The 13,220-nt window shown below is 64.5% G+C and carries 12 protein-coding genes; 2 read left to right on the top strand and 10 right to left on the bottom strand.

The genetic code is table 11. The features are described 5' to 3' along the window. Position 1: 1 nt before the first annotated feature. The 3 genes from QAZ47_RS01870 to QAZ47_RS01860 all read right to left on the bottom strand — a co-directional run bounded on the left by QAZ47_RS01870 (position 2) and on the right by QAZ47_RS01860 (position 2,933). Positions 2 to 1,015: a sugar ABC transporter permease gene (locus QAZ47_RS01870; protein ID WP_278232310.1), complete on the bottom strand. Its 1,014-nt coding sequence runs from the start codon at positions 1,013 to 1,015 to the stop codon at positions 2 to 4. A gap of 283 nt (positions 1,016 to 1,298) precedes the next feature. Continuing rightward, positions 1,299 to 2,654 (bottom strand): ABC transporter substrate-binding protein, encoded by a 1,356-nt coding sequence (locus QAZ47_RS01865; protein WP_278232309.1) that lies wholly within the window; start codon positions 2,652 to 2,654, stop codon positions 1,299 to 1,301. Between the two features lie 18 nt (positions 2,655 to 2,672). Then, the gene (locus QAZ47_RS01860) at positions 2,673 to 2,933 is read right to left on the bottom strand and encodes a hypothetical protein (protein ID WP_278232308.1); all 261 of its coding nucleotides are present in this window, start codon (positions 2,931 to 2,933) and stop codon (positions 2,673 to 2,675) included. A gap of 81 nt (positions 2,934 to 3,014) precedes the next feature. Between QAZ47_RS01860 and QAZ47_RS01855 the strand changes: the two genes are divergently transcribed. Further along, the gene (locus tag QAZ47_RS01855; protein WP_278232307.1) at positions 3,015 to 4,037 is read left to right on the top strand and encodes a substrate-binding domain-containing protein; all 1,023 of its coding nucleotides are present in this window, start codon (positions 3,015 to 3,017) and stop codon (positions 4,035 to 4,037) included. A gap of 108 nt (positions 4,038 to 4,145) precedes the next feature. Then, complete coding sequence (locus tag QAZ47_RS01850) at positions 4,146 to 5,228, top strand: transposase (protein WP_278230985.1); 1,083 nt, start codon at positions 4,146 to 4,148, stop codon at positions 5,226 to 5,228. A gap of 394 nt (positions 5,229 to 5,622) precedes the next feature. On the opposite strand, the gene QAZ47_RS01845 is transcribed toward QAZ47_RS01850, so the two are convergent. The 7 genes from QAZ47_RS01845 to QAZ47_RS01815 form a co-directional block, all read right to left on the bottom strand. Continuing rightward, positions 5,623 to 7,074 carry a S8 family serine peptidase gene (locus QAZ47_RS01845; RefSeq protein ID WP_278232306.1) on the bottom strand — a complete coding sequence of 484 codons (1,452 nt, stop codon included), beginning with the start codon at positions 7,072 to 7,074 and terminating at the stop codon, positions 5,623 to 5,625. Then, a complete protein-coding gene (locus QAZ47_RS01840) occupies positions 7,064 to 7,732 on the bottom strand; it encodes an anti-sigma factor (protein WP_278232305.1) in 669 nt (222 codons plus the stop codon). The genes QAZ47_RS01845 and QAZ47_RS01840 overlap by 11 nt, the downstream gene beginning before the upstream one ends. Further along, entirely contained in the window at positions 7,729 to 8,295 is a 567-nt protein-coding gene (locus tag QAZ47_RS01835) for a sigma-70 family RNA polymerase sigma factor (protein WP_278205274.1), read from the bottom strand. The genes QAZ47_RS01840 and QAZ47_RS01835 overlap by 4 nt, the downstream gene beginning before the upstream one ends. Before the next feature lie 437 nt (positions 8,296 to 8,732). Continuing rightward, a complete protein-coding gene (locus tag QAZ47_RS01830; RefSeq protein ID WP_278232304.1) occupies positions 8,733 to 9,584 on the bottom strand; it encodes an alkaline phosphatase family protein in 852 nt (283 codons plus the stop codon). A 180-nt stretch (positions 9,585 to 9,764) separates the two neighbouring features. Further along, entirely contained in the window at positions 9,765 to 11,420 is a 1,656-nt protein-coding gene (locus QAZ47_RS01825; protein WP_278232303.1) for an ABC transporter ATP-binding protein, read from the bottom strand. Beyond that, entirely contained in the window at positions 11,420 to 12,244 is an 825-nt protein-coding gene (locus QAZ47_RS01820) for an ABC transporter permease (protein ID WP_278205271.1), read from the bottom strand. The genes QAZ47_RS01825 and QAZ47_RS01820 overlap by 1 nt, the downstream gene beginning before the upstream one ends. 15 nt (positions 12,245 to 12,259) lie before the next feature. Then, a complete protein-coding gene (locus QAZ47_RS01815; RefSeq protein ID WP_278075125.1) occupies positions 12,260 to 13,219 on the bottom strand; it encodes an ABC transporter permease in 960 nt (319 codons plus the stop codon). Position 13,220: the final 1 nt, after the last annotated feature.

The raw sequence follows: 13,220 nt of genomic DNA, 5'->3' as shown, positions 1-13,220 counted from the left end.
CTCAGTGCCCTCCCGTCTCTTTGTTGGCCTGGCGGATGTTCCAGACCATGATCGGAATGACCGCGATCATGATGATGATGGCGATGGTCGCGCCGCGCCCGAAGTCGCCGCCGCCGCGGAACATCCAGTCGAACATCAGGTTGGCGAGCACCTGGCTATTCCATTGGCCGTTGGTCATCGTCAGCACGATGTCGAACACCTTCAGCACCAGGATGGTGATGGTGGTCCAGACAACGGCGATCGTGCCCCAGATCTGCGGCACCATGATCTTCCAGAAGATCTGGAACGGATTGGCGCCGTCGATGACCGCGGCTTCGATCGTCTCCTCAGGAATGCCGCGCAGCGCCGAGGATAGGATCACCATGGCGAAGCCGGTCTGGATCCAGATCAGGATGACCATCAGGAAGAAGTTGTTCCAGAAGGGCAGCGATATCCACACTTGCGGCTGGCCGCCGAAATACTGGATGATGGAATTGAGCAGGCCGATCTGGACCTGGCCTTCACCGCGATACTCATAGATGAATTTCCAGATCACGCTGGCGCCGACGAAGGAGATCGCCAGCGGCAGGAAGATCAGGCTCTTGGCGATCGTGCCCCACCAGATCTTGTCGGTGAGCACGGCGATGACAAGCCCGAGGAAGGTGCATGCGGCAGGCACCACGGCGAGCCAGATGATGTTGTTGAGGATCGAGTTGCGAAACTCGCGATCGCCGAACGCCCATTCGTAGTTGGCGAGGCCGACGAAGCTCGCACCGCCGCGGTCGAGGAAGGATAGCCTCAGCGTCTCGACGACCGGGTAGATCAGGTAGATGGTGAGGATGATCATCGCCGGCCCGACGAAAAGCCACGGCCGGACCAGCCCCTGCCGGCGCAGATTGTCGACGGCGGCAGTGCCGGAGACGCCGCGCGACGGGAAGACGACGTCGAGCAGTTTGTTGGCGCCCCAGAAATAGGCGATACAGCCGCCGACGCCGATGATGATGACGAATATGGCCGAGAAAATCTGAGCCGCCATAGGTCCCTCTCCTTGCGCATGACCGGCCAGGCAAGTCCTGGCGATTGGATGCACCGATTGTACTTAAAGCGCGCCGCGATCTTTCAAGTTCGCTCCATGCGCTTTAAGTCTCTGTTTTGATGCATGTCGTCTCTCCAAAACCGCTGCGCACTTTTGGGCGACATGCATTATCCGGAACAATCGAACGCGAAGGCTTCCGGCGTGGACCGCCGGTCGGATCCGGGCCGTGGCCCGGATCCAGTAGGAGGATCAATAAGGTCTGAGTTCAGCCGCGTCCGGCGGCTTACTTAATGGCATCCCAGCTCTTCTGGATGTCGGTGGCGACGTCCTGGGCGGACTTGCCGCCGACCAGGTCGATCATGCCGGTCCAGAAGGAGCCCGCGCCGATTTTGCCGGGCATCAGGTCCGAGCCGTCGAAGCGGAACGTCGAGGCGTTGGCCAGGATGTCGCCCTGCTTCTTCAGCGCTTCGCTGGCATAGGCTTCCTTGTTCACCGCCTTGTACGGCGTCACGAAGCCGCCCTGCGCCATCCAGATCTCGTGCGCCAGCGGCATCTTCAGGAAGTCGATGAAGGCACGCGCGCCCTTGGAGTCCTTGGTGATCATGACCAGCGTGCCGGCGCCGAGCACGGGCGTGCCGAGATCGGGCTTGGAGGCATAGGGCGGATAGTAGAAGAAGTCGGCGTCCTGGCCGATCTTGGTGCCCTGCGGGAAGAAGGTCGGAATGAACGAGGCCTGCTTGTGCATGTAGCATTTCGGCGGCACCGAGAAGAGCCCCTTCGGGCTGTCGCGGAAGTCGGTCGCCGCGACCGCCTTGGCGCCGCCGTCGACCATCTTGTCATCGGTGGCGATCTTGCCGAAGATGTCGATGGCGTTGACCACGGCCGGATCGTTGAACGGGATCTCGTTCTTCACCCACTTGTCGTAGACTTCGGGGGTCTGCGTGCGCAGCATGATGTCCTCGACCCAGTCGGTCGCCGGCCAGCCGGTGGCGCCGCCGGAGCCGAGGCCGATGCACCAGGGCTTGCCGCCGTCGGCGATGATCTTCTTCTCGAGGTCGGCGAGTTCTTCCTGCGTCTTCGGCACCTTGTAGCCGGCTTCCTCGAAATTGTCCGGCGAGTACCAGACCAGCGACTTCACGTCGGCCTTGTAGGGGAAGGCGAAGAAGCCTGGCTTGCCGTCCTTGTCCTTGAAGGTGCCGAGGTCGACCCATGACTGGCCGGCGCCGTAATTGTCCTTCACCCATTTGGCGGTGTCGTCGCCGAGCGGAGTGAGCAGGCCCTTGGAAGCGAGGTCCTGGATGAGGCCTGGCTGCGGCAGCACGGCGATGTTGGGCGGGCTGCCGGCCTGGGTGTCGATGACGATCTGCTGTTCGTAATTCTCCGACGAGGAGTATTTGATCTCGGCGCCGGTGGCTTCCTGGAAATATTCCAGAACGGTGCGCACCAGGCCCTCGTCCTCGCCGCGCCACGGCCCGAAGATGGTCAGCGTCTCGCCCTTGAGATCGACTTTCTTGAGCTCGTCGTAGTTCGCCCAGTGGAAACGCGGGTCCTCGCCCGGCTTGAACTTCAGTTCGGCTTGCGCCGGCAGGCTGAAGGCGAGCGCGGCGAACGCGGCGCCCAAGAGAAGCATTTTCTTCATCGCAATTCCTCCCAGTGGTCAAACAGTTCGGACGAAACCTCCATCTCGTCCGCCGACGCCCGCGGAACTGTGACTCAGCGAGAAGGCAACCGCAACCTTTCGGAGAGTCTTCCAAAGCGCTTTGGCTTTGTCGATCTCGCCATTGAATTGGCCGGAAGTCAAGAGGGTTGCGGCACTAATCGATTTAAATTTCTTCGCGACTGGCGAGAAAGTGCATTGCAGCATGCTTTTTTGGCGCTGCAGCAGCAATTTTTGCTTCAAACTGCCTTTTGCCGACACTAAGGTCATTCCGTCTGGCGGCATCGCCAGTCGTCATCGGATCGATTCAAATTTAAAGCGCTTTGAGGCTGGAGGCCTCCGATGAACCTCAAGCAACTCTCGCACATGCTGTCGCTTTCGCAGACCACGGTAAGCCGCGCGCTGAACGGCTACCCGGAGGTCAACGAGGAGACGCGGCGCCGCGTGATGGATGCCGCCAAGCGCCATGGCTACCGGCCGAACCCCAGCGCGCGGCGGCTGGCCACCGGCAAATCGGGCATGATCGGCTATGTGCTGCCGACCGGCAACACCGTCGACATCGATCCGCATTTCGTCGAGTTCCTCTCCGGCCTCGGCGACTATGCCCGCTCGCACGAACTCGACCTCGTGCTCTCGCCCGCCGATGCCGACGACCAGGAGACCACCTACCGGCGTATCGTCGCCAACCGTCAGGTCGATGCCGTCTACATCTCCTCGCCGCGCCCCGCCGACCGGCGGCTGGCGCTGGTCAACACGCTGGGCATCCCCTTCATCGTCCACGGTCGCAGCGAGGGTTTCGATTTCGACTACCCGTATCTCGACATCGACAATGAGGGCGCCTTCCACGAGGCGGCGAGGCTTCTCGTCCAGCTCGGTCACAAGCGGCTGGCGCTGATCAATGGCGACGACCGCGAGACTTTCGCCATCCATCGCGAGCGCGGCGTGCGCCGGGCGCTTGCCGCGAGCGGGCTTACACTTGGCGAACGCCACATCTGCTCGCTGACGATGACCGAAGAAAACGGCTATCACGCCGCCCGCCGCCTGCTCGAGCAAAGCGAGCCGCCGACGGCGATCGTCTGCTCCAGTCTGATCATGGCGCTGGGCGTGGTGCGCGCCGTGCGCGATCTCGGCCTGACCATTCCGGGGGATCTGTCGCTGGTCGCTCACGACGACGTCTTCCCCTGGCTGCGGCCCGAAAATTTCCCGGTGCCGCTGTCGACCACGCGCTCCTCGATCCGCCTCGCCGGCGCCCGCGTCGCCGAGCGCCTCGCGGCGCGCATCTCCGGGCTGGAAGAGGGGAAGCGAGGCGAAGTCTGGCCGGTCGATCTGGTGGTGAGGGGATCGGTGGCCGGCGCGCCGGGATAGGATCGTGCGGTAGATTGGCGACGGGGCGACGCCGTAATCTCCCCCTTGAGGGCATAGGCGCTAAGATAGGTGTTGCAGCGCGGAATCGGTTGTGATTCTACGCTGAGGATGACACACGAATCACTTGTTGATGACGGCTGGGCCGAGACGATTGCGCTTCTCGGCGGCGAAGAGTTGATCGCAGGAAGTGCGCGCGAGACGAAGGCGTTCCTGCGACCGCGGGGTATCCGGTCGGCGTGCGATCTGTTGCGCCTGACATTGGCTTACTGCCTTGGCAAGGTGGGCATGCGGGGCGTCGTGGCCTGGGCGGCGGCGAGCGGGATTGCCGACATCTCGGACGTGGCCTTGCTCGGCCGGCTGCGCAATGCAGGGCCGTGGCTGCAGCAGTTGATTGGGCATCTTTTGAAGCGCGAGGAAAAAGGCTTGGCCAAGGGCCGGCTGATCCGCATCCTCGATGCGACGGCGGTTGCCAAGGCCGGTGCGCATGAGAAGAAGAACAATGGCCTTTGGCGCATGCACTGCGCCTTCGAGCTTGAGCGCGAGCAGTTCGATTTCCTCGAGATCACCGACCAAAGCGAGGCCGAGCTGATCGACCGCGTGCCGGTGGTGGCGGGCGAGATCCGCATCGGCGACCGCGCCTATCTGCAGGCCGAGCGGATCGCAAGGGTCATGGCGCAAGGCGGCGACGTTGTCGTGCGCGCGTCGTGGAAGAATGCGCGATGGCTCGACGCCAACGGCAAGGCGTTCGATCTCATCGGCTACCTGGAGAGCCGCCGCGAGGAAGTCTTCGAAACGCCTGTCCGGTTGGCCCTCAAGAAGGGCGAGCCTGTGAAGATGCGCCTGATCGCCTTGCGCAAATCCGAGGCAGCGGCACAAGAAGCGCGGCGCAAAATCAACAAGGAAGCCAAGGCCAAGGGCAACAAGGTTCGACCCGAGACGCTGATTGCGGCCGGCTTCGTCATCCTTGTGACCTCGCTTGACCGGCAGGAGTTTCCCGCCGGCACGGTTCTCAAGCTCTATCGCATGCGCTGGCGCATCGAGCTCGCCTTCAAGCGTCTGAAGAGCCTGATCGGGCTGCGCGCGCCTCCCGCCAAAGACCCAAGGATCGCAAAGCCTTGGATTCTTGCCCACTTCCTCATCGCGCTTGTGACCGAACCCCTCTCGCAGGAGTTGGGTGTCTCTCCCCCTTGAGCGACGGGCGCCCGCTGCTGTGGCGCGCCACCCGCCAGATCGTCGCCTCGCTGATCGCAGCGATCTTTACTCAGCCTCGCTTGGCAAGCTTGCGCCAAAATCTCCATGCCTTGCGGCATCGTTGGCGTGAGCCACCGCGAAAACGCAAATTTCAAGCCATGCCAAAGCTATCTTAGCGCATATGCCCTTGAGGGGGAGATGTCGCCGAAGGCGACAGAGGGGGTCGCCGCGCGTAGAGCGCCAACTTCTATCTGTACCAGCAGGTCGAGCCCGGTCGGACCGACCCCCTCTGGCCTGCCGGCCATCTCCCCCTCAAGGAGGGAGATAGCAGCTCCGGCCGTGGCGCCATGTCCCTTCGATGCTGGGGATTGGCTAAGATCGAGATGAGGAGAACCTATTCCCTCGCCGCCCCGGCCGCCTTGATGTCCAGCAGGCCATAGCCGAAATCATTGTCCCGCCCCTTCGGGCCGAGATCCTTCGCGGTGGCGGCAAGCGCCCTCTCGATTTCGTCGGCCGAGCGGCCGGGCGCGGCATGAATGAGATTGGCGATGGCGCCGGACACGATCGCGGCGGCGAAGGAGGTGCCGGTCACCACGTCGGAGCCGGCGCCGCTCGGCGCCACCATTTCCACGCCCGGCGCCGAGATGAAGACGTAGGCACCGCGATTGGCCTGCGGCATCAGCCCGTCCTTGGCGTCGGTGGCGGTCACGGCGATGACGCCATCGAAGGCGGCCGGATAGCCGTAGGGCGCCTTCGGCCCGTTGTTGCCGGCCGCCGCGACCAGCACCATGCCGAGCGCCCGCGCATTGCGGCAGGCGGTGCCGAGCAGGTCGTTCTTCGGGCCGACGAAGCTCATATTGATGATGCGCACGTCCTGGCTCGCCGCCCAGTCGAGCGCCGACAGGATGACGTCCATGGTCGACTTGCCGCCCTCGAAGGCGCGCGCGTGGTAGATCCTGGCGCCGGGCGCCATGCCTTCCAGCGCGCCGACGCCGGCGATCAGCCCGTCGACCGAGGTGCCGTGGTCGCGCTTCTCGATCGGCACGTTCGGCATGGCGTCGAATTGGTCGGCGATCACGCCCTTCAGCGCCGGGTTGGTGTCGTCGATGCCGGTGTCGATGACGGCGATGCGCACATTCTCGCCGCTCGCCTGTTTTGAATCGAGCGCGATGCGGTCAAAGGCGTAGTTCACGATCCCGGCTGCCTGCTGCAGCGAATAGATGTGGTTGGGCTCGCGCCGCTGCGTGCGGCCGTCGGCGGCAAGCTGCGCCAGCACCACGCCGACCGGGCGCCCGTCGGGAATGCCGAAGCGCACCAGCGTGCCGCCCAGCAGCCGCGACTGGCGCTCAGAGCGCACCTGCAGGCCGAAGGCGGTGGCGATCTGCTGCACCGCGCCGGCATCGCCGGCGACCGTCACCAGCACCTCGTCGGGCACGAATTCGCCGCTGACCGCACGCGGCGGCGCGGCGACATTGAGCCCGGTGGGCGGCGTGACAGGTCCGCTCGGCGCGGGAGCCGGTGTCGGCGTATTGGCGGGACCGGCCGACGGCGACGTCCCATTCGGGGGATTGGGCGTTGCCGGACCGGCCGGCGGATTCGGGAACAGGTCGACGATCAGCGCCGGCAAGAACACGGCACCGGTCGTCGTGCCCGCGCCAGGCTTGCCGCCATCGTCTCTGCCGCCGCTGTCCTTGTCGCAATCGGCGCCGGCCGCAGTCTTGCCATTGAGGCAGTCGATCTGCTTCTGCGAAAGATTCGGGTCGTTGGTCTGTGCAACGGCGGGCGCGGCGACAAATGTCGCCGCCGCCAGGAGCGCCGCATGAAGAACGACCGCCTTAGCCGCCATCGGCCGGTTTCCTTCCCTGCAGCACAGCCTCCGCGAAAGGCTGGGCGGCAACAAGGCCGAAGAGCTTGTCGTAGTCGGCTGCGGTGCTGGCCGGAATTGTCACGCGGAACACGCCGTCGGCAGTCGGCCCGCCGGCGATCTTCAGCCCGTTCTGGCCGAGGAAGACGGCGATGTCCGCCATCTTGGCGTCCGGCTTGAACTTCACCAGGGCGAAGGGCAGCTTGGCGAGGTCGTCCTGGGCGCCGGCCACCTCGAAGTCATTGCCCTTGCCGCCCGGCTGCTCGAAGGACTGCACCACGACCAGCGCAAGCAGCGCCGCGGCCGCCGCCCAGGCGACGCCGGCGGGTATCGCCGTGATCTTGCCGAAAACCCTGGCGAGCCACGATTGGCCGGCGGGCGCGCGCACCGGGCCGGCCTCGGCGTCGAGCGCCCTGGCAAAGCGGGAGAGCGCATCGGCCGGCGGCCGGATCGCCTCGTTGGCGGCGGCGGTGCCGGAGAATTCGGCCTCCGCCTCGCCAAGGGCTGCCATCGCCGCCGGATCGGAGGCCAGCCATTCCTCGACGGCCTCCAACTCGGCGCCTTCCAGCGAGCCGTTCAGGTAGAACGGCAGCAGCGTCTCCATCTCGTCGCGGCGCGACATCTTTTCAGCGGCGCTCATGGCCACCCCCTGTCGTAACCGGCGGCCTTGAGCGCCTCGCCGAGTTTCTTACGGGCGTAGAACATCCTCGTCTTGACGGTCGCGACCGGGATGTCGAGCACTTCGCCGATCTCGGTCACCGACTGGCCATGGTAATAGGCGAGATCGATCACCGTGCGGTGTTCTTCCGGCAAGGCATCGACGAAGCGGCGCAAGGCGGCGGCCTTGTCCTCCTTCATGGTGACGACTTCCGGCGTGTCGGCGCTGTCGGGGACCTGCGCCGCGTCATCGTCGTCGATCCAGTCTTCCTTCTTCTTGCGCAGCGACGACAGTGCCTTGAAACGCGCGATGCCGAGCAGCCAGGTCGAGACTTCGGAGCGGCCTTCGAAGCCCGGCGCCTGGCGCCACAGCTCGAGAAAGACCTCGTTGGTGATATCGTCGGCCATCATTTCCGATCCCGTCTGGCGCGCCACGAAGCGGTAGATCCGCGCGTGGTGACGCATGAACAGGAGCCGCACGGCGGCCCGGTCGCCCTTCGCGACCCGATCGACAAGCACGCGATCGGTTTCGGTCGCCGCGTTCATGGCCGGTCGAGCCGCCTGGCTCCTCGTGGCTCTGTCGCTGATCGGTCCAAAAAGGTTCACCCTCCGCCAAGGATTTTTCGGAGGCTAACCGAAGAAAGGGAGTGTTGCCAGTGGGGCGCCTTTCCTTCTCCCCTTGTGAGGGGACAAGCCGAGACGCCTATCGCGTCGTCATCCTAGGGCGAAGCAAGGAGCGAAGCGACGCGGCGCAGACCCTAGGATCCATTCCGTGACGTCAAGGCGTTGATCTCGTTGCAGAATCTTTCTCCGTTGCACCCTTCGCGCGAGGTCACGGAATGGATCCTCGGGTCTGCGCGTCCGCTTCGCTCCCGCTCCGCCCGTGGATGACGAAGTTGCTTGGCCTTCGCCAATCTCCAATGTTGCAAGAACGCCGACATCGAAGCTGCCAATCTTCGCCCTTGCGGGCGGAAAAGGGGGAGCTAAACCAAAAACACCTTCGCCGTCATCGTCGCCGGTATTCCCACGCCGAGCCGGCTCAGCACCGTCGGCGCGAGCTGCAACTGGTCGAGCAGCGTGTCGGCCGCAGGACCTTTGCCGGGGCCCAAATAGTATAGCGCGAAATCCTGCATCTCGTCGTCATGGCCGCCGTGATGGCCGCGGTCCGTCTGGCCGTGGTCGGCGGTGACGATCACTTCGTAGCCGGCTTCGCGCCAGCCGGGCAGGAAGGCGGCGAGCATGCCGTCCATCGCGTAGCAGGCATGGTCCATCTCGTGGCAATCATGGCCGAAGCGATGGCCCATCGAGTCCAGCGTGCAGGTGTGCAGGATGCCGTAGTCGATGCCGTGGCGGCGGGTCAGCATCGTCAGCGTCGCGAACAGGTCGACATCGCTCGGCGTCATCTGGTTCTTGAGATTGTATCCGGTCATGGTGTGGAAGCGGCCATGCGTGATCGGCCCGCCAGGCTCGTCGAATTCCATGTCCTCGACGAGGTCGAACGGATGGGAGCGGAAGAATTCCGACCAGTAGGAATGCGTTACCGCGCCCGTCTTGCCGCCGGCCTTGCTGACCTCCGAGAAGATGTCCGGCTGCTCGACGCGGAACCGGTTCTCGTTGGACAGGATGCCATGCACCTGCGGCGTGACCCCGGTATGGATCGAGGCGTAGCAGCAGGCCGAGGTTGACGGCAGCACGGAGCGCATCTTCCACACCTGCGCCTCGCCGGACTGCACCCAGCCTTCGAGATTGCCCATCAGCCGGCGCCAGTTCCGGTAGGGCACGCCGTCGAGGATGATGAGCAGCAGTTTGGAAGTGAGCGCCACAGGCAATTCCATGCGGTCTTGCGGGAGAGATCAGCATCGGAGCCTTGGCCGATCCGGCCAAGGCTCAGAAGCGAAGAGAAGAGGAAACCAGCTTAAAGCATGTCTCCCGAAAGTGGGAACCGGTTTCGGGAGACATGCGTAAAATCAAAAACCTAAAGCGCATGGAGCGAATCTGAAAGATCGCGACGCGCTTCAGTTGCCCGCGCTCTCCATGCGCCGGCCCGCGATCGCCTTTTCCAGCCAGCCGATCTCCATTTCGGGGACGGAGGACAACAGAAGGTCGGTATAGGCGTCGAAGGGCGGCGTCAGCACCTTGCTCTTGGAGCCGTAGCGCACCACCTCGCCGCGATACATCACCGCGATGGAGTCGGCGATCGACTTCACCGTCGCAAGATCATGGGTGATGAAGAGATAGGCCACCTTCTCGATCTGCTGCAAATTGAGGAGCAGCTTGAGGATGCCGTGCGCGACCAGCGGGTCGAGCGCCGACGTCACCTCGTCGCAGATGATCAGCTTCGGCTTGGCGGCGAGCGAGCGGGCGATGCAGACGCGCTGCTTCTGACCACCGGAAAGCTCGGCCGGATAGCGGTCGACGAAGCCCTTGCCCATCTCGATCTCGTCGAGCAGCTCGGCGACGCGCTTGTCGCGTTCGCGGCCCTTCATGCCGAAATAGAACTCCAGCGGCCGGCCGATGATGGTGCCCACGGTCTGGCGCGGGTTCATCGCCACGTCGGCCATCTGGTAGATCATCTGCAATTGGCGCAGGTCTTCCTTCGGCCGGTCGGCCAGCCGGTTGGCGAGCGTGCGGCCGTCGAAGACGACGCTGCCTTGCTCCGGCGGCAGCAGTCCGGTGATGGCGCGCGCCAGCGTCGATTTGCCGGAACCGCTCTCGCCGACGACGGCCAGCGTCTGGCCCGGATGGATATCGACCGAGACGTTCTTCAGCACCTTGACGTGGCCGCCGCCATAGGCGGCCGTCACGTTCTTCACCGACAGCACCGGCGCTGTGCCGGGCTGCTGCTCCTGGTGCTCGATCTCATGCACGGAGACGAGCGCGTTGGTGTATTCCTGGCGCGGCTCCTTGATGATCTGTCGCGTGCCGCCCCACTCGACCAGCCGGCCATGGCGCAGCACCATGATCTCGTCCGACACCTGCGCGACGACGGCGAGGTCGTGGGTGATGTATAGAGCCGCGACATGAGTGTCGCGGATGGCGTCCTTAATCGCCGCCAGCACGTCGATCTGCGTCGTCACGTCGAGCGCCGTGGTCGGCTCGTCGAAGACGATCAGGTCAGGCTCGGAGCAGAGCGCCATCGCCGTCATCACGCGCTGCAACTGGCCGCCGGAGACCTGATGCGGGAAGCGCTCGCCAATGGTTTCGGGGTTGGGCAGGCTGAGCTTCTTGAACAGCGCGACGGCGCGTTTCTCGGCTTCCGCCCGGGTCGCCGTGCCGTGCAGGAGCGCGGCCTCCACCACCTGATCCATCAGCCGGTGGGCCGGATTGAAGGCCGCCGCCGCCGACTGCGCGACATAGCACACTTCGCGGCCGCGAAGCTTGCGCAAGCCGTCCTTGCCGCCCTTCAGGATATCGCGGCCGTTGAGGATGACCTCGCCGCCGGTGATGCGTACGCCGCCACGGCCGTAGCCCATCGACGACAGGCCGATGGTCGACTTGCCGGCGCCGGACTCGCCGATCAGGCCGAGCACCTTGCCCTTCTCCAGCGTCAGCGAGACGTCGTGGACCAGGGTGATCGTCTTCGGCGCCTCGCCGGGCGGATAGACGGTCGCCTCGATGCGCAGATTGCGGATGTCGAGGAGCCGGCCGGAATTCGCTTTGCTGTCAGCCATTACCCGCGCCCTCCCTTCAGGCTGGTCGTGCGGTTGAGCACCCAGTCGGCGACGAGGTTGACGGAGATCGCCAGCGCCGCGATCGCTGCCGCCGGGATGAGCGCCGCCGGAATGCCGAAAACGATGCCGTCTTTGTTTTCCTTCACCATGCCGCCCCAGTCGGCGTCCGGCGGCTGCACGCCGAGGCCGAGGAAGGAGAGCGTCGACAGGAAAAGCACGGCATAGATGAAGCGCAGGCCGAGTTCCGAGACCAGCGGCGATAGCGCATTGGGCAGGATCTCGCGGAAGATGATCCAGCCGCTGCCTTCGCCGCGCAGCTTGGCGGCTTCGACATAGTCCATGACGTTGATGTCGACCGCCACCGCGCGCGACAGGCGATAGACGCGGGTCGAGTCGAGGATGCCCATGACCAGGATCAGCGTCACCAGGTTGGACGGCAGCACCGACAGCACGACGAGGCCCATGATCAGGGTCGGGATCGACATCAAGAGGTCGACGAGACGCGACAGGACCGTGTCGTACCAGCCGCCGAACACCGCCGCCGAAAAGCCGAGGATGGCGCCGAGCGAAAAGGAGAGCGCCGTCGCCAGCACCGCGATGAACAGCGTGATGCGTGCGCCATAGATCATGCGGGACAAGAGATCGCGGCCGAGATTGTCGGTGCCCAGCCAATGCGCCGACGACATCGTCTCCCAGACATCGCCGACGATCTCGCCGTTGCCGTGCGGCGCGATCAGCGGCGCGAAGATTGCCGCCAGCACGAACAGCGCCGTCAGCACCAGGCCGATCAGCGAAGGCAGGGGAATGCGTCTGATGTCGAGCATATCCGCCGCCTCCCTTTACTTCGGATGCCTGAGCCGCGGATTGGCGACGATCGCCGCGATGTCCGCGATGATGTTGAGGCTGATATAGACGGCCGCGAAGATCAGGCCGACCGCCTGCACGACGGGAACGTCGCGTTTGGTGACGTGGTCGACGAGATACTGGCCCATGCCCGGATATACGAAAATCACCTCGACCACGACGACGCCGACCACCAGATAGGCGAGGTTCAGCATCACGACGTTGATGATCGGCGCGATCGCATTCGGGAACGCGTGCTTGCGGATGACCGCGAAGGCCGAGAGCCCCTTGAGCTCCGCCGTCTCGACATAGGCCGACTGCATGACGTTGAGGATCGCCGCGCGCGTCATGCGCATCATGTGGGCGAGCACCACAAGCGTCAGAGCCGCCGCCGGCAGCGCGATCGCCTGCAGGCGTTCGCCGAGAGACATTCCGTCGTAGACGGTGGAGATCGCGGGGAACCACTGGTGCTGGACTGCGAAATAGAAGACCAGCAGATAGCCGATGAAGAACTCCGGGAAGGAAGTCGAGGCGAGCGCCACGCCTGAGATCAGCTTGTCGACCCAGCCATTGCGATAGCGAACCGCGATAAGGCCCAGCGTGATCGCCAGCGGAATGGCGACGATCGCCGCCCAGAAGGCCAGGAAAAGCGTGTTCCACAGCCGTTCCTTGATCGATGTCGCGATGTCCTGCCCGCTCGACATGGCCGTGCCGAGGTCGCCGGTGAGCACCCCGCCCAGCCAGTGGAAGTAGCGGATATAGGCGGGCTGGTTGAGCCCGAGCTGCTCGCGCAGGTTGGCCAGCGACTCCGGCGTCGCCGATTGTCCGAGAATGGCTTGCGCGACATCGCCGGGCAGGATCTGCGTACCGGCGAAGATCAGGACCGAAACGGCCAGCAGAAGGAGGATGCCCAGCGCAATGCGCTGGGCCACCAGTTTCACGATGGGTGAGGACATC

The organism is Mesorhizobium sp. WSM4904, assembly GCF_029674545.1.
GTDB lineage: Bacteria > Pseudomonadota > Alphaproteobacteria > Rhizobiales > Rhizobiaceae > Mesorhizobium.
This window is presented reverse-complemented; position numbering and strand designations above follow the sequence as displayed.